Consider the following 17,429-nt stretch of genomic DNA (forward strand, 5'->3'; position numbering starts at 1 on the left):
ACCCATCCGATATTAGTAGTGTAAGCGGCAGAGAGCGTCCGGCCGGCACTCAAAATCGTAAAACAAATAAGGGACACAAGGACGTGTACCCAACAAACACTCAAGGAGGAAATTAACATGATTATCAATCACAACATGGCAGCAATGAACACACATCGTCAACTAGGTTCAAACAACGCAGCGGCAGCTAACAACATCGAGAAATTATCTTCAGGTCTTAAAATCAACCGTGCAGGAGACGATGCAGCGGGTCTAGCAATCTCTGAGAAAATGCGTGGACAGATTCGTGGATTGGATATGGCTCAAAAGAACTCACAGGATGGTATCTCTTTAATTCAAACTGCTGAGGGATCACTAAACGAAACACATGATATTCTACAACGTATGCGTGAACTAGCGGTACAAGCTGGTAACGATACAAACGTTGCTGGAGATCGTGAAGAAATTCAAAAAGAACTTAACCAACTAACATCAGAAATTAACCGTATTGGTAATACAACAGAGTTTAACCAAAAGAAATTAATTAATGGTGATTTGTCATCTAAAAAAGAAATAACACCTGCAGTTACAACACCAGCTACAACAGTAGATGTTACAAAAGCTGTTGAGCAGACAATTAAAGTTGGTGAAGAGCCTATTGCATGGGGTGCAGGTTCCAAAGCAAATATTGATGTTAAATTGACTGGTTCAGCCGATAATGGATTTTCTTGGAATAATTTGGCGGACGCCGATGCAGGTTCTATTACTATCAAAAAAATGGGTGAAAACTTTGAAGTTTCTTATTCTGGAGAAGATGGTGCTGCAAAGAAATTAGATATTAATGCTGATAAAATGGCACTCGATGCTGCTACTGGAACATATTCTTATGACAACCAAGGAATTTCATTCTCTTTCAGTAAAGCAGACGCTGCTGACTGGGCAGATACAGAATCTGTAACAATTGATTTGTCCAAAACAGGATCAGGTGTTGATAGAACTGGTACAATTAATACTGTTCCTAAAAGTGTTGAGCTTGCAGTAACTGGAGGAACTGGGGATGCAAGTGCAGCAGTTTCAGATATCGCGATTGCGAGCGGCAGTTCTAATCTTGCAAATGTTGATAGTTTGGAAATTGAATGGGATGAAACAGCTGGAACATTTACAGCAACCCAAAAAGCTGGACTTGACACGGTGTCAACGACTGAATTCTCGTTAGCAGCTGGAGAAACATTAGATTTTAAACAAGATGGAATCTCATTTACGTTTACAGCAACTGGAGATACTTCGGGTGATGGAAATATTAAAGGTACTTTCGCTCTAAAAACAGAAACTAAAGAGGTCACAGTTGCTGGAGAAGTAACAACAGCAGCGGTTACAAAGGATCAGTCGGCTCAATTCCAAATCGGAGCTAACGAAGGACAATCCATGTCTGTTGGTATTGAGGATATGCGTGCGGTTGCTCTTGGTATCGCAACGGTAGGAACAGTAAATGATAAACTAGGAGTAACAAATGGAACAGACAATGTAGTTGCGGAGCAAGCACTTGACGTTTCTTCACACGAAAAAGCAGCTGCAGCCGTTTCTACTATTCAAGATGCAATTGATAAAGTGTCTAGCGAACGTTCAAAACTCGGTGCATCACAAAACCGTTTAGAACATACAATCAACAACTTAGGAACATCGTCAGAAAACTTAACATCTGCGGAATCACGTATTCGCGATGTGGATTATGTCTTAGCAGCGTAAGCTGTAACAGACACAGTCGTCCTGACTGGTAACGGTTAGAGAGTACGACCGGGTGAATTGCTGGAAACCCCTGAAACTGTTCTTGCTACAACGTAACTGGAAACGGTCAGCGTGAATGCTTGAAAAAAGAACAGATTGGGCAATCAGCAGCCAAGCTCCTGTCTCGAAAGAGTGGAGAAGGTTCAACGACTAGGATAGACCATCTAAGGCGCCAAGCTATGGTGATGAAATCCGTAGGAAACACAAGTCTGAGTAACTTGTAAATCCGAAGTGCCCGGCCCCTACCGAAGTGTGGAGGGTGAAGATATAGTCTAGTCATTAGTGAAAGCTAATGTTCGCACGATGGCGAAAGAGATGATGGACTTTACGAAGAACAACATCTTAACTCAAGCAGCACAAGCAATGCTTTCTCAATCGAGCCAAGCATCGAACGGAATTCTACAACTCCTTCGATAAATGGTTCAGGGACGCCTATTCGGTAACGGATAGGACGCATAACTGGGTGAATTGCTGGAACCTCCTGAAGTCTACTTTCCTACAACGCAGCTGGAAACGGCAAACGTGAATGGTCGAAAAGAAGTAGAATTGGACAATCAGCAGCCAAGCTCCTGTGAGGAAACTCTGGAGAAGGTTCAACGACTAGGATATACCGTCTAAGGCAAACAAGCTATGACGATGAAATCCGTAGGGCGTCAACAGACGTTCGAAGTGCCCAGCATCCTAGGTATTTAGATACAAGGATGGAGATATAGTCTAGTCCTAATTGGAAATGATTAGGGGCTCCGCAAGCCAACCAACAGCCTCAGGGCGTATTACAACTATTACGTTAATAGTTATTTTGAACTACAAAAGAGACTTCTTCCGAGAAGTCTCTTTTTCTATAGATATTTTTGTTTTCGTAGTTCACGGATTTTATAAACAATTGACCCGTAGCTGCGTCCGAGTGCATCAGCTATTTGCTGATCCGTATTGCCGGACTGCTTCATAGATTTAATAGTTTGTATTTCATGGGAAGTGTAAAGCGGTCTTCGGTCTCTGGAGCTGGTCAATAGTTGATAGCCCGCGTACTTGTGATGCCACCTTTGTTTTTCTATATAGAAACGGTAATGCCAGTTAGTTTTATAGCTCATGGCAGGACAGGTAACAGTAACCGGTTCTATGTCGTGCAGAAACAGCAAGGTATCAGCTGTCTTGCTGGTACGTAAATAATAACCATTGCCGCTCGGCGTTCTTGTAAGAGTGAATTGGGCAGCAGTTAATTTTTTGATCTGTTCATTTAGTAATGACAATTCATCAAACGTGAAGCATTGCAGATAAAGGGCTATGTGAGGCGTAATATAAATATTTTTGTCATTGTGATTTATTCTGGTAGATAGAAGCAGCGATCCATCATCCATATAGATCGTTGCCAGACTATGCAAATCGGTTAAATTATCAAGTTGATTTGTCGGCAGACGCTTGGTTCTTCTATTGTATTCATTTTTCTCGCTGTAAAAATCAGATTGTAAATCACTCCATAAATTATCAATCTTCGAATCAATCACGATACTTTCTCGATTAAATACGAGGTAAGGATGAAGCTTCATAACTTTCCAGGCACGGTAATCGTATTGCTTAATAGAGAAATGTTCATAATAGCTACTTCTGATCCCCATAGATTTTGATGGGACGTATCTCAGAGAACCATCTCCAATAATAGAACCGAGTATTATATTTTGTTGTATAGTGGAAAGATCATCCAATGTATTCAGCGGTCGCGGTGAAATGCTGTTATGCTGATGGAAACACTCTTGCACAATCTCACCTAACGTTAAACCTGTCGAAGCTTGGACAGAACATAGAGCGTGTTGATTTTCTTCAGTCAAGCTCACTTGATAGCGTGTAGATTCATTGTTCTCTTGCCTCGCGTAATTCAATCTTTGGAAGTTGTCTCCTGTTACTTGGATAGAAGAAGCATATTGCTGAATCATTTGATTGATCTCTTTAGTAGGGGCAGGAATAGAAATTTGATTAGGCAGTCGTATAGTTGTCCGTTTCGCGACCGGCTTGTGGACTGCTAGGTCTTTTACTTTATAAGCGAACAAAGGATGGATCCAAGGTGTTACTATACTTAGGAAGTATTTGATTTGCAGTTGGTCATAGAGTATTAATCTCTTCTGTCCATCTACTGCAAACAGCAAACTTAATTTACTATTCATTACATATTGCAGTAATCGAAGCTCTTCGTCAGTCCATTGCTCAGTAGAGAGGATCAACTTCTCCAGTGTCCCGTTTTCTTTCACTTTCAAGTGACCGCAGTCCTGGTACCACCACGCGAGAGTCTGATCGGTCATATGCTGTTCAACAAACTCGAGAGGTATGCCCTTGAAGCTGTTCTGATACCAAGTGGAGTATAACGCATCAGCGGTCGCACAGGGAGCAGATTCGATCACCACACGCTCTGTATAGCCGATTTTACTTCGTGTATCCGTTGTCTGCTCTTTTTTTATAACGAAGCTCGGTAAATAGGATTGTAACTGTTGATAACAGGAATGAGCCCATTCAGTATGCTTTGTATGGAAAGTGAATCGAAAATACTTATGGCTAGTTGAGGAAGAAATAATACGTCCACTGCCAAGCAACAATGCACATAACAAGCTGTTTAATTTTTCTGTAGAAGAAGGTAGCGAACTTGTTTCGGGATTACTATTTTTACAATGGGCGGTGTATTGCTCCTTTGCAGCTTTACTATCTTCTAGTAAATAGCCGTAAGATCGTGAATGAGTAGCGTACTTCAATGTTCCAATCGTCATAGCGAGCCCTCCTATAAGATAAGAATATATGTTCTTATTATATAATAGTGGAAGAGTAATAGCTAATAATAATCTGATAATTGAACTGGTATGCAAGTGTAAAGGAGGAGTAGCAAATGGCGGATCACTCAGAAGAAATCGAGCGGTTGAAAGAACAACTGGAGCAGGTTAAACAGCAGGATCGGATATTGGAAGAGATCGAGAAGCGGTTGTATAAGATGAAGGAGATTGCGGAGTATGCTTCGAGGTTTCGGCTTAGTGGGGATGAAGTGCGGGAGTTGGAGGGGCAGATTGAGGAGCATAGGGCGGTGGTTGAGTCGTTGCGAAACTATTTAGATTCATAAGATGTCGTCTCCACATTCGTAATTTATTGGTCAAAAAATAAACCAGCCGACTATATGACTGGTTTAAAAGGTATTATTAGTATCCTAGTATTGGATTAGTAAAATTAGTTTTGCAACCATTTTTATCGCAAGTGATTTGTGAACTAGTGTTGCTCCAGTGACTTGCCTGAGTATTGGTATTAAGTGATGGGTACCTGTGCAAGAAACTAACCAAGTATACTGATAGGATGAATAAGGAACTAATATTCCAGTATTAGAAATTTTGAAGGAGAAGAGACTATTATGAATTATCCTTTCGACTATTTTATAAAAGATGGGACAATTGGATTTTATCAGTCCGCCCAAATTTTAAGTATTATTCTATGCGATCGATCACTAGCAAATCCGATATTCCACAATGTTTATACCATTGTGACGCTCCAAGAAAGAAAGGCACCAATATTAAATAAAATACAATATGGAACTCAAAAACCGCTTACAATCGATAAAAAACATTCACTTATGATTACTTACCAGAATGTTGGAGTAAAGACTGTCTTAGCGCTTTATCACTCTCTTTCAGAGCATGGTATGTGGCAGCAGCCTCAATCTGATGTACCGCTAACCTTAGAAGATTTGACAGCACTACCTCCAGTATTTGTTCCTGGTAATCCTGTTCCGCCTATTCATTCAGGAATAAAAAATCCGTTTCGTCACTCTCATTATTTATTTGAGTTTTACGCTAACAAAAAGAAAACATTTGAATCGTTTTCTGATAATCAGCAAAAGAAAATCACAAAATGGATCTTGGAACATTTACCTATTGATTTACAGCGACTTACAGATAGATGGGGGAATATTATTTTTCAACTTCCTATCACATTACTAAATGTAGAGGAACGAGGGTCGGCTGATTTTAGTACTAAAAAAGTTGTGGAAATTACTTGGCATACGAAACTTGATGATATTTTGCCTGAAGTTTCTGTTGTTGCAGTTGCCTCTTATGATCAAACAATTCACAGCTATGGTGAATCCGTTGGTACCCATACACTGCATGAAGTTGAAATTGGAAGTACAGAAGGTCTTATTTCCACTTCAGTCGTACGTAATTCCGATAAACTTCTTTTATATAAAGATACTGCTTCGTTAATGAAACAAATCAATTTTAATATGAGCATAGCCTCTACCAAGAAACGATGGGTTCAAATCGATGCGGATAAAAAAGGAAATCCAAAAGACCGGTATATCGATTTGCGTCATGTGGAGAACCCAACAATTATTGGGAAACAATTAGAGTGGAAGGAAAGAGTTTCCAAGCGTCAACATGAGGAATCAGTTAAAAAGCTAGAACTTAAAAAGTCATTTGTCCAGTATGGCACTAACGGAAAGAAGGAACGTGAAAGAGCATTATCTGATATTCGTGAACTTATCCAGACCTACGGAGAAAATGGTGCCTATCTTTGGGACCCGTACTGTGATGGCAATGATATATTAAACACTTTATATTTTAATAGCTCATATGGTGTCCCGCTAAGGGTCATTACTTCAATTTCTAAAGAAGACAAGAAGGAGTTTGCTGATAAGGAAGGGAATAATGACGCAGTATTTAAAGGAAAGAAGCAAGAGATGATAGATCAATTAATGACTAAGAGCAACCACGAAGGGATTCAACTTGAGGTTCGTTGTCAATATGCCGAGCACGGTTGGAAATTCCATGATCGTTTTCTTCTCTTTCCAGGCAATCCGCCTGCCGTTTGGTCGTTAGGCACTTCACTAAATAGTATAGGTTCATCTCATTCTATCTTATTGAGAGTAGAGCATGCTCAACCGGTTATCGATGCTTTTATAGACTTATGGAATGAGCTGGAGGGAGTAGTAATATGGCCGCCGAAGATCGATTCTTAAAAGAAAAACGAGAAGAATGGACTTTCTATCAATATCATAATGAAAAATGGCTAAGGGTATTTGAAGAAATAGATGAGGATTTGAAATTACAGAATGCATCAAAACGAATAAAACAATGGGAACAGTGGACAGACGGTTTCTTGCTATTCTATAAGGACACAATTGCTCAGGAGGTAAGCGGGAAAAGAGAAGGAAGCTCATTAACGAAAGTTCGTTACTCTACAAAAGAGGTGTTTCGTGAATTCCATTCCTTCGAGAGAAAAAGCAATATCGAAAAATACAAAGTTGAGGCTGATTTTCTGCTCTCTTCCATTTGCTCTCCTGAAAAAAAAGAAGGGTGGAGAGAATGGCTTTTAACAGGATGGTTTCCTCATTTAAACTTTGAACCTTTACAGGAAGAAGCAAAGCTGAGATATAGGACAGATGCTTTACGCCTTGTAATAGGAGCTTTGAGCGGTATCATGGCATGTGACTATGATAATAAACAACAGATGAAACGTATTGTCAATACTTCCTTGCTGATGGCCGCTTTAGAAATTCCCTTTTGGCTTTGGCCAGAGCTCTTGCGTCGAATAGATGGGCTGAAAGCGCAGCTCCATTCTGTTTTTTTTAATATCAATATTGAAAACGGCCCGCTTTTAAAGGTAAATCTAGGATGGGACAGTAGTGGTATGGATTCGCATGAAGAATCTACCTATAAAAAAATTTATTCTGAATTTGAGAATGAAGAAATTTTAAAAGTCGCTAGAAGGGACGTACAGTTAAATGAAGTGCGCATAGAGTTGCCAAGATGAGCTGATCAGCTGATGGCACTCTGTTATGCAGTCGAACCCAAAAGAATAGCACAGCTAATCACACCTGAAAAAAATCCATTTGTTTTTAAGTCTATCTGTTCCAACCCGCTTTATCAACATGACTTAAAACTGTTGCTTCACTTGGCAAGTGAAGCAGGGATATGGGGACGTATTGAAATAACCAAGCATATTTTGGCACTTTATAATGAAAGAAACATCAAATTGTCACACAGATTACTACTTTTAGTATATCTAAAAAAGTGCTTCAATCTATTAATTAAATTGGACCGCGCAGATATATTGGTTTTGCTGCTAGATAGGATGATCACCCGGCGGTTAGAAGGAGAACGGGGAAACTTATACTGGCTAGGATCCTGTCTGGGAGATATATTAGGCGAAATGGCCAAGCCATCATTAATTGAAAATATGTTTGAGATATGGAAAGCGCCATATATTTACGATAATAACCTGGAAAAAATACTTATTGAAATTAGACTTGCTCTTAAGAACGATGGTGGCTCCCCAGCGATGCTGACTCAATGGGACCGAGGCATAGTAAATCTATGGCTTAAATCTGTCTTGGAAATGTATTTCATGAAAAACAAGGACTTCACAGCAGTAGGCACGCTAATAGAAAATGCTATATTACCAATTTTAATTGAACGCTATTCGAATCGAAAAAACTTAGGTCTTATCTTGGATAAATTGACTAATCGTTGGTTCCGTATTGAAAGTCAATGGTTTTCTGATTTTAGCATGGAAAGTAAACGTAAAAATGGTTTGTTGGCAGCTCTTTTAACAGCCATCTTTGTTGCAGCTAATATGGATGCTGACCACTTAGGGGAGCCAAGACATTTTAAAGAAATATGTGAAAAACTGTTAATCATTGTTGAAGATAAACGGAATTGGGATGTGAATGTGGGGTCGGAAAATTTACAGACACATAATATAATGAATGAAATGAAAAGAGCACTCGATATTATTTTGGATAAATGACAATAGAAGACGTAACTTTACAATGAGAAGCATTCGGCTTTTGGATAAGTGAAAAGTACCTGTGTGAAAAAATAACATGAATATTAGAATAATCATGTTAGTTTAAACAATCATGAAAGTTCGGTGCACAGGTACTCAGCACTTAAGATGGGTGTAGGTCATTCGTGATCACTCCTATGTTTTCTTTGGTCGGAAATACATATTGAGTGTACCACGAATGGCTTTTTTCAATTGTCTAGCTTAATTTTACAATCGGCATTGTTAAAAAAAGAACAAACCGTGCATGTCCATGTTGCAAACATAGAATATCTTTATGATCGAATATTTGTATATCAAGAGCCGCGCTGTGAAGGAGATAATGAAGTGTTTATATATATGACAGATGAGGATGTAAACAAGGAAGAAATAATGGCCTTACTAAAAATGCGCGTTATAGAGAATCGAATAGCAGCAGTTGTAGTAGCACCTAATTTGTTTATTGGTGCGAAAACTAATAGATATAAAAATGTGCAACTCTTTAACGGGAGGAATAGCATAATAGGATTTGATTTTAACCATATATATGGCTTTGATAGTGTTTATGAGAAAGATGAAAGTAGTGACTTTGGTTTAAATATAAAGTTTAAGGAAGAATATGAGTCGCTTATTTGAGTTTGGTTGAAATAATAAGTTTTCTTACAAATCTTGTCGGAGTGCTTACTATCACTTGAAAAACCGAACTTCTGTATTCGCGCAACTTAGGGGATATTTAAAGCAGTCATAAGGTTGTATGTGAATGGAAATAGCTGTGGAGAAACTAATAAAATTGTTGCAATGAGAACGATAATTCACACAGCAATGAATATTATTGTACAAGTACTCTAATTATGACAGACCACTTAAGACACGCACCTTTGCAACACACTCAAAACAACATTACTTAACTAACTTGTGTTCAAGCATCTATACTAGCCCCAATGTACTGCTTCAAGTTAGGTGTTTTGAAAATAGCCTACCTGTGCATCACACAACTTAAATATAAAGAAAGTCATTGAACTATCTAACCCCATTGGAAGTATTATTAAGTTACGTAAATGAATCCGATTTGTCTAGCTTATATTGACAAACGAGATTATAACAGAATTTTTTGGTTGGGGTGTGATTAGTAAAATGTTTACAGTCAAATTGAATGGAGCTGTTCCCAATGGGAGTTTTTGAGTTATGTGGTGTACAGGTGAATTTGACTAAATAAAAAAAGGTCAACAAATGACGCAGCGTATTACTGCCGTAAAATGTTGTCCTTTTGGCTAGGACGGACTTATTACAATTTCATTTCGTATACCTTTATTCCATCAAACCTATCTCTAGTATATTTTCTTTTGTCTTTATGGTTTTTAATTAGGGAATATCTCATTTCCTGATTATCACTATGAAAGATAAGCTCTCCATCTCCACGGTACATCTGGATGGTGGATATATATGCACTGTACTCATAATAAGTTAATTCCATGTATGCTTTTAATTCCAAAAAAAGCTTATATATTTCTTGAGGTATATAATCATCATTAATTGAATCTAAACTAATCATGCACTTCTTGATTGCTTCCAATTCCTGAACCATGCTTTGCTTCGATATAGTACTTTCTGATTTCATTTTCATGTGCAAAGAACCTACCGTTAAAAGATAGGATTCTGTCCACATTCTAATAAGTTCATAAGATTTCTTAAAATTATCATTGTTTTCTTTAGTCTTTTCGTCTTTTCTAAAATTCATATCACTATGCATTACATAAATAGCTATACCACCTGATATACCAGCTCCAAATAAAGCTCCTAAGAACGTTGCGAGCGAACTTGACATCTTAAATTCAAGCAAAGCAAAGGTTCCTGATGTTATTAATACAAACAAAGTAACTATCAATACGAATACTATAAAATATAACAATCTTAACTCGAAATTTTTATCACGCAAAAATCTGCTACCTCCTTTCTTCGCTTCCGTCTCACTTCCCCTGATGTGTCACAATCTTAGTGTAACGCACCTGTGCATCACACAACTCGAGAACTATTCTGAATAGTGTCTGAAATGTGTGATGCACAGTAGTCGCCCCCCTTAAAATGGACACAATAGATGTTATAATTGTATGAAAATATTGTCATGGGGGTGTTCATTTTGGAATTCATAAAAAAGGGTAGGAAAAGGATACTATCTTTCGAACAGAAATGCACAATCGTTAAAGAAGTCTTAGAAGAAAATCGACCAAAAACGGATATTGCTGCTGAGCATCAAATTCACGTCAACTCCATTTCTAATTGGATTCGCATCTTTAAAGAAAAGTGAGTGGAGAGTTTACGCCCTTTCGTAAAAACCCCTAAAGTTCCGAGAGACCAATTAAGAGATGAGCTCAAGCGGCTTCAAGAAATTGAAAAGAAATACAATGAACAGTTAACGGAGATCGAAATCTTAAAAAAAGTTCCAAGCCTTTCTCAAGGAGAAGGAAAACAAAAGGCATACGAAGCGATAACAGCCCTGAGGAAGGTTTACACGGTAAAGCAATTATGCAAGGCAATAGGCGTATCCAGAAGCGGTTATTATGCTTATTTAAAGCGACCAAAAAAGGAAGCAACTAGTCGTGATCAAGAGGATATTATAGAGATTAAAAAGATCGTTAAAGAGAATCGTGGCACCTGTGGGGCAAAGCGTATTTCAGGTGTACTTCGTGCAGCTAATTATATTATTAATCATAAACGTGTGGCCCGTCTCATGAAGGAATTGAATATACGCTCCAAGATCCGGCGGAAAAAATATACAAAAGAAAACAGATCTAAAGCAACTGGCTATATTTATCCTAATTTACTTGCCCGTGATTTTAATGCCCTGCTTCCTAACTGTAAATGGGTGATGGACGTAACTGAATTCATTAGGGGCGATGAAAAAGTTTTCGTATCCGCCATAATGGATTTATATGACCGAAATCCAATTGAAGTCTTGATAGGACGTACCTCCAATAATGAAATGATGGAAGAGTCGATTCGCAAGGCAATGAAAGAGCGAAATCTAAAAGATCTCTCCGGAGTAATTCTTCATACTGATCGAGGAAACTCTTATCGATCTCATCGTTATAATCAGTTATCGAAAAAACTTGGCTTTATCCCAAGCATGTCCCGAAAAGCAAACTGTTGGGATAATGCCGTCATTGAAAGCTTTTTTTCACACTTTAAAACTGAGTTACCTTATCATTATTCAATTGAAACACCAGCGCTTCTGGAGCAAGCCATTCCAAAGTTCATTACATACTACAAAGAAATACGCAGCCAAAAACGCTTAGGTTATTTGTCTCCTGAAGCATTCTTGGCTAGCTATTTGAAAAGAGCATAACACACAATTGTATATAAACTTTCGTGTCCATTTTTAAGGGACTTGACTACTGGTGCGCTAAAGGATACACAGCCGCTCCTCAATTGAAAAACTCATTTTTCCGGTAAATAAGCATACAATTCACCATCCATATCGACTCCGACAATCATTTCTTCGGGCAGGTCCCTGTCGGAAGGTGTATCGTATGAAAGCTTAGAGGGCATAAGTTCCTTGGCTTGCGTGACGCTATTTTCGATGTATTGTTGCTTGTTGATGCCCAGCCAGACTTTGTAGTTGGTTTGCAGACTGTTGAGTTTTGCGTCAATCCGTTTGATCAGTTCGCTGTTCATCGCTTGTACTTTTTTAAGCGATTCCGCTTCGATCTGCAGGTCATCGACGTTTCGTATTTTCTTCATATATGGCTCGTAGTATTCTTTCAGGAATTTGTAGTTCAGCTCGATGATTTCTTGTTTGTTTTTAAACTCCTCAAAGCCAGCGAATAAATTCTTTTGATACTTGGCGGTCTTCAACCCACGTATTTTCTCGCTTTCCTTAATGTCTTCAATTTCTTTCACGATCGTTTTCTGTTGGTTGTGCAAAATGAAAATATCTTCGATCGTCTCTTTGTATATATTCTCGATTTGTGAGTCCTCAGCGCCGTCGATCGAAATGCCGCGCTCGACGAACCGTTTGGCAAGCGTGTTCGTATAGTGAATTCTGGCTTGTGCTCTGCCGAGATATTCGTCGTTTACGTATTCGAGTAACGTATTGGCTTTGTTTTCGATTCGGTCAAGCGAGCTTTGCATTTCTGCCATCTGCTGCTGGCCGACCGCTGCGGCCAGCAGGTTCACGCTCGCGTTCAGCACTACTTTAGGATCCACTTTCTTTATGATTGCCGCTTGGTGTTTGAAACTTGAAGTAGATGTGGATTGCAGCGAGGGAAGATAGCCCTTGCCATCTTTTCGCTTTACGAGTGTAGCGCTGCCTTTCTTCAGGTCGCGGAGGGCTTCTTTTCCGAATTTGATTTTGTAGGATTTCGCGTCTTGTGAAACAGGCTGTGCTGCGATAACGGTTTGCTGCAACGCGTCTTTTAAATAGCCGGGCATGCGGTGTTTTGTGTAGTGCCCTGCCGGTATGTCCTGCGTACTCATTTCTGTGACTTCTGGCAGCCAGTCGACAGTTTCATCCACCGAGGGATTCTTGTGCATTGGCGGGGGGGCTGGCCTTACTGTATTTTTCTTCTTGGCTACGATCACGGCCGTCACGATCAGTGCGACTACGAGAAGAACTAGTATCCATATCGTTTCATTCATATCGTCCACTCCTTGTACAGTTTTGATACGTATGTATAACCGTTTTGCGAATAAATAAGCACGGATGGCGCGCGGCAAGTAGTACGGTGTAAACAATATTAGAAAAATAAATGTTTCTTCGGTAGTTTCTACGTACTTTGAGTGTTAGTGAAATACAAAAATAGCTATTACGTAGGTCAAAGTTGCTTGTGTGAAAGACTAACATGAATAATCCAATAAACATGTTAGTTTGAACAGTCATGAAATTTTGGTGCAAAGGCACTCAAAATTGATTTAATCGATGTATGTATAGAGGAAATTGAAATTGAAAAAAATTATTGAAGTACCTAATCAGCGAGTATTTGACAAGTAGACAATTTGTATATGTAAAGTTTCAAGTCAAGTCGAACGCGTCAGATCACTCATGAATACCTCAAAGCACGTATTAAAATTAAGTACTTTTCTAGAAATTTTATTAAAATTTAACAAGCTGCCTATAATCTCATTTTAATATTGAGCTCCTATGCATCACACAACTTAGAAATAAATCTAAATAGTGTCGGTATTTTGTGATGAACAGGTAAACAAGAAGTGAAGAATAAAACACGCGAAAATCAAGACGGTTACTGAGAATCGAAAAAACATATGCTTCTTCAATACTCCCAAACCGTCCTCCAGTATCAATAAAATATAAATATAGCTATAACAGTCAATACAATAATCACGGGTAGTGATAAAACATAAATCCACAGCAAATTGGAAAAACTTTTTTTACTGCTGTAATTTTCTTTCTTGGAAGTAGTACTAGAATTAGCAACGGATAAGGTCAAAATCAATCCGACAACTAAAACAATAATAACGAGAATCATGGCGATGATCAGGCCCAAGTTGATGAAGTCCTCCTTTTTTTAAAAAATCCTATTTTCCATACGCTACAATGATACCACATATAACATTTTCGAAGACTATCTAATTAAGGTGTGGCTGGAGGTTGTGAGGTCGTTAGAGTTATGTGTCAAAGTGTAGCCTACTTATTATATAAAATACGGTTAACTCATTATTGGACGTGCCACCCATCCAACCTGAGATGACTGTCGACCCACAATGGAACGCTGTGTTGTATCACATTGGTACGATGTCGTATCCCACTTTGGGACGGCCAATAACCAAAGAACTTATAAGAACGTTAAATATAAAGAATAAGACCATTGTCGAGATGAATCTCGACGTCGCATGGTTTGTACCTCTTGCATACGTAAAACCCCTCCACATACAATCCATCTACAAATCACTTGTATCCTTTTTGAAAAAAAGCTCTATATGATGAGTGAAAGATGACATCAAGTAGAATGTGGCAGTCTATCTCATCTACGGTTTTAACTATTTTCGTATACTCGCAATAGTTTGTATTCACTTCATATCTGATATAATTAAACTCCATACGAAAATCTAGTAGCAAATCGGCAAGCATACGATACGAAAAACAAAGGAGCGAAAAAGTGTATCTAATCCAAGAACTATCCTATATAAAAAGGCTAGGCGGTCTCACTAACCTGAACTTCCTTGTGGCGCACAAAGGACAAAAATATGTCTTACGTTTCCCGGCACATGAGTTTGAAGACATCATCAACCGCCAGCATGAAAAAGAGAATCAACGAATTGCGGCTGAAATTGGAGTGACGGTCGATAATGTAGTGTTTACTGATGACGGAATCAAAATGACACCGTATTACGATGCGACGGCTAATCTTACGCGAGATTTAATTGTGACTCCAGAGTATTTGGAAAAAGTTGCAGATGTGTTGTCTACGCTTCATTCCTCGAATCGAGAATTTACGAATCGTTTTAATTATTGGGAAGAGGTCGAGAAGTATAAAAGTACATTGACTGAAATGCCTTCGCTTTATGTGTTGCTCGAGGAACGGGTACGGAATTTGACGCAAGGGGAGCGGCTGGAGTATGTGCCGTGTCATATGGATTCGGTGACGGGTAATTTTATTCAGAAGGATGCCAAACAGTTGCTGTTGATCGACTGGGAGTACAGTGCGAATTATTTGCCGGAGTGGGACTTGGCTGCATTTATTTTGGAACGGGAGTTGAGTGAGCAGCAGGAGCAAGTGCTACTCGATTATTATGGTTTACCGGCTGCTTCGAAAGAGTCGCTGGATTTGCAGAAGTTGAAGTCGGATTTCCTTTGGTCGTTATGGTCGCTTGTGAAAGAGCTGGAAGATCCTTCGTTTGAAGCGTATACAGCAAAGCGGACGGAGCGCTTGATAGAGGGGTTGGAACAGTATTATCGTTTGTATGGGAATGAGTAATGGCATCATGAATACGATACAAAAACTGCTCCGGAATCCCGAAGCAGTTTTTGTATAGCGAGTATCAGTTGTTAACCATCTTACGACCGAAACTGAATTCCTTCCACGAACGAATTTCATAAGTAGGTGTAATCGAAGTACGGTTTTCTTTGCCTTCTGGGTTAAACCAGCACGTATCAATTCCTGCGTTAATCCCGCCTTGTATGTCAGACGTCAATGAGTCGCCAATCATCAATACTTTTGAGCGGTCTGTAATCCCGAGTGTGTCGAAAGTATACTCAAAGATTTCAGGTTGCGGTTTTTTGAAGCCTGTTTGTTCGGATGCAATAATCGCTTCAAAGGTATTACGCAGAGGTGAACCTGCGATGCGAGCATACTGAGCCAATGTGAAACCGTTTGTGAGGATCGCCAGACGGTAGTTCTCTAGACTTGCGAACATTTCTTCCACGCCTTCTATTAAGTGTGACTCATGTCCAAGGTTTTCAATATATAGCTCTCCGAAACGATGTGCGTCCAGTTCCAGTTCATGCTCTTGGAATAAGCGTCGAAAACGTTCTACTTTTAATTCTTCGAGCGTGATGCGGCCTTGCTCTAGATCATCCCAGATGACGGAGCTGATTGCACGGTATGTGTCGCGATACTGCTCCAAGCCATTTGGCAAACCGAAAGAATTAAACGTGTTGCCGAGCGCATGCTTTTCTGTTTCATTGAAATCAAATAATGTATCGTCTAAATCAAATAATAGTAATTCATAATGCATAAGTAAAAACTCCTTTTTTAACAAGTACTATTAGTATAACATGATACATTTATAGTATGAAGGAATCACGTTCGATTAACGTTCTACAGATGGGGGTATAGCATACATCGTGACTTTTTAGGAAAGTAGCTAAGGAGAGGATGAACGAATTGAAGCCATTCATTGGAGTGACATCAGACATAGATGAAAAAGGGGATACACTGGTCCAGACCAGATACATAACAGCTGTACGTCGTGCGGGTGGAGTACCGATCATTTTACCAGTAGGGATGGAAGCGATTGACGAGGTGTGTGCTCATTTGGACGGGTTATTACTCATTGGCGGGGAAGATGTTGATCCGTCACTATTTGGAGAAGAGCCGCATCAGAAGCTCGGCAAAGTATTTCCACAGCGTGATGAGATGGAGCTAGCGCTAGTTAAAGCGATGGCGCAACAAGACAAACCGGTACTCGGGATATGCAGAGGATATCAAATCATGAATGTGGCATTTGGCGGTACGCTGTATCAAGACATCCACGCGCAACTTGCAGATGATTTACTGCAACATCATCAGCTGACGGATTTAGAATTTGCTACGCATTTAGTGGATATAGTTCCAGACAGTAAGCTTGCGGAATGTGCAGGTACTTCCGAGATTCGGGTGAATACGTTGCATCATCAGGCTGTGAAGGAGATACAAGCGCCACTCATCGTTACAGCGATGGCTAAAGATGGCGTGATTGAAGCGTTTGAGAGTACTGAGCATACGTTCCTTGTAGGGGTTCAGTGGCATCCTGAGGCATTAGTAAAGCGGGATGATGCGACTTCGTTGAGGTTGTTTGAGAGGTTTGTGGAAGCAGCTAACTAAAATTGAATATGTTCTAACATGAAAGGGATCTCACCAAAATGAGATCTCTTTTATTTAGGTTTTGGTAATTTTATATTATGTTTTTATTTACGTATAGGCATCATCTTTTTGTGTGATACTATTATACTGTTAATTAAAATATGTCATTATAACTAATTTGGTGAATTTACTATAAAGTTACTTTATGATTAAAAGTCATGCAAATGGATTTAATCCTATGATTATCAATCATAGGATATTGGCTCTTAAGAAATGTGGAAGATCATCAACAGTTCAATCAGTCGATAGCTAATTTTATGTTTATTACTAACATTACAAGCTATGCCAGAATAAGACTTA

General features: G+C 39.1%; 16 protein-coding genes. 11 read left to right on the top strand and 5 right to left on the bottom strand.

The window, feature by feature from the left end; translation table 11 throughout:
• Window positions 1–117: 117 nt before the first annotated feature.
• Both CSV76_RS18000 and CSV76_RS12520 read left to right on the top strand, forming a co-directional pair.
• The gene (locus CSV76_RS18000; RefSeq protein ID WP_099625780.1) at window positions 118–1,725 is read left to right on the top strand and encodes a flagellin N-terminal helical domain-containing protein; all 1,608 of its coding nucleotides are present in this window, start codon (window positions 118–120) and stop codon (window positions 1,723–1,725) included.
• 321 nt (window positions 1,726–2,046) lie between these two features.
• On the top strand, window positions 2,047–2,181 hold the full coding sequence (locus tag CSV76_RS12520; protein WP_369823334.1) for a flagellin: 135 nt from the start codon (window positions 2,047–2,049) through the stop codon (window positions 2,179–2,181).
• 422 nt (window positions 2,182–2,603) lie between these two features.
• Here the strand turns inward: CSV76_RS12520 and CSV76_RS12525 are convergent, their stop codons facing one another.
• The gene (locus CSV76_RS12525; protein WP_099625781.1) at window positions 2,604–4,517 is read right to left on the bottom strand and encodes a hypothetical protein; all 1,914 of its coding nucleotides are present in this window, start codon (window positions 4,515–4,517) and stop codon (window positions 2,604–2,606) included.
• 116 nt (window positions 4,518–4,633) lie between these two features.
• On the opposite strand from CSV76_RS12525, the gene CSV76_RS12530 reads away from it, so the two are divergent.
• The 5 genes from CSV76_RS12530 (at window position 4,634) to CSV76_RS12550 (ending at window position 9,186) form a co-directional block, all read left to right on the top strand.
• On the top strand, window positions 4,634–4,861 hold the full coding sequence (locus tag CSV76_RS12530; protein WP_099625782.1) for a hypothetical protein: 228 nt from the start codon (window positions 4,634–4,636) through the stop codon (window positions 4,859–4,861).
• A gap of 282 nt (window positions 4,862–5,143) precedes the next feature.
• Window positions 5,144–6,745, top strand: coding sequence for a VPA1262 family N-terminal domain-containing protein (locus CSV76_RS12535; protein ID WP_099625783.1), 1,602 nt, complete (start codon window positions 5,144–5,146; stop codon window positions 6,743–6,745).
• On the top strand, window positions 6,721–7,539 hold the full coding sequence (locus CSV76_RS12540; protein ID WP_099625784.1) for a hypothetical protein: 819 nt from the start codon (window positions 6,721–6,723) through the stop codon (window positions 7,537–7,539). Before CSV76_RS12535 ends, CSV76_RS12540 begins: the two co-directional genes overlap by 25 nt.
• Before the next feature lie 12 nt (window positions 7,540–7,551).
• Window positions 7,552–8,535, top strand: coding sequence for a hypothetical protein (locus CSV76_RS12545; protein WP_099625785.1), 984 nt, complete (start codon window positions 7,552–7,554; stop codon window positions 8,533–8,535).
• 231 nt (window positions 8,536–8,766) lie between these two features.
• Complete coding sequence (locus CSV76_RS12550; protein WP_158232802.1) at window positions 8,767–9,186, top strand: hypothetical protein; 420 nt, start codon at window positions 8,767–8,769, stop codon at window positions 9,184–9,186.
• A gap of 649 nt (window positions 9,187–9,835) precedes the next feature.
• On the opposite strand, the gene CSV76_RS12555 is transcribed toward CSV76_RS12550, so the two are convergent.
• Window positions 9,836–10,486 carry a hypothetical protein gene (locus CSV76_RS12555; protein ID WP_099625787.1) on the bottom strand — a complete coding sequence of 217 codons (651 nt, stop codon included), beginning with the start codon at window positions 10,484–10,486 and terminating at the stop codon, window positions 9,836–9,838.
• Window positions 10,487–10,687: 201 nt separating this feature from the next.
• Between CSV76_RS12555 and CSV76_RS12560 the strand changes: the two genes are divergently transcribed.
• Entirely contained in the window at window positions 10,688–10,855 is a 168-nt protein-coding gene (locus CSV76_RS12560) for a transposase (RefSeq protein ID WP_158232803.1), read from the top strand.
• Window positions 10,856–11,893, top strand: a complete 1,038-nt coding sequence (locus tag CSV76_RS12565) for an IS3 family transposase (protein WP_099625789.1) — start codon at window positions 10,856–10,858, stop codon at window positions 11,891–11,893. It begins immediately after the preceding gene.
• A gap of 92 nt (window positions 11,894–11,985) precedes the next feature.
• Here CSV76_RS12565 and CSV76_RS12570 read toward each other — a convergent pair whose 3' ends face one another.
• Window positions 11,986–13,185 carry a hypothetical protein gene (locus CSV76_RS12570; RefSeq protein WP_099625790.1) on the bottom strand — a complete coding sequence of 400 codons (1,200 nt, stop codon included), beginning with the start codon at window positions 13,183–13,185 and terminating at the stop codon, window positions 11,986–11,988.
• A 659-nt stretch (window positions 13,186–13,844) separates the two neighbouring features.
• Window positions 13,845–14,051, bottom strand: a complete 207-nt coding sequence (locus CSV76_RS12575; protein ID WP_099625791.1) for a hypothetical protein — start codon at window positions 14,049–14,051, stop codon at window positions 13,845–13,847.
• Window positions 14,052–14,663: 612 nt separating this feature from the next.
• On the opposite strand from CSV76_RS12575, the gene CSV76_RS12580 reads away from it, so the two are divergent.
• Complete coding sequence (locus CSV76_RS12580; protein ID WP_158232804.1) at window positions 14,664–15,482, top strand: choline kinase family protein; 819 nt, start codon at window positions 14,664–14,666, stop codon at window positions 15,480–15,482.
• Between the two features lie 64 nt (window positions 15,483–15,546).
• Here CSV76_RS12580 and CSV76_RS12585 read toward each other — a convergent pair whose 3' ends face one another.
• Entirely contained in the window at window positions 15,547–16,242 is a 696-nt protein-coding gene (locus tag CSV76_RS12585; RefSeq protein WP_099625793.1) for a YjjG family noncanonical pyrimidine nucleotidase, read from the bottom strand.
• 167 nt (window positions 16,243–16,409) lie between these two features.
• Here CSV76_RS12585 and CSV76_RS12590 point away from each other — a divergent pair, with 167 nt between their 5' ends.
• Window positions 16,410–17,090, top strand: a complete 681-nt coding sequence (locus CSV76_RS12590; RefSeq protein WP_233204478.1) for a gamma-glutamyl-gamma-aminobutyrate hydrolase family protein — start codon at window positions 16,410–16,412, stop codon at window positions 17,088–17,090.
• Window positions 17,091–17,429: the final 339 nt, after the last annotated feature.

It is taken from the genome of Sporosarcina sp. P17b (genome assembly GCF_002743115.1).
GTDB lineage: Bacteria > Bacillota > Bacilli > Bacillales_A > Planococcaceae > Sporosarcina > Sporosarcina ureae_C.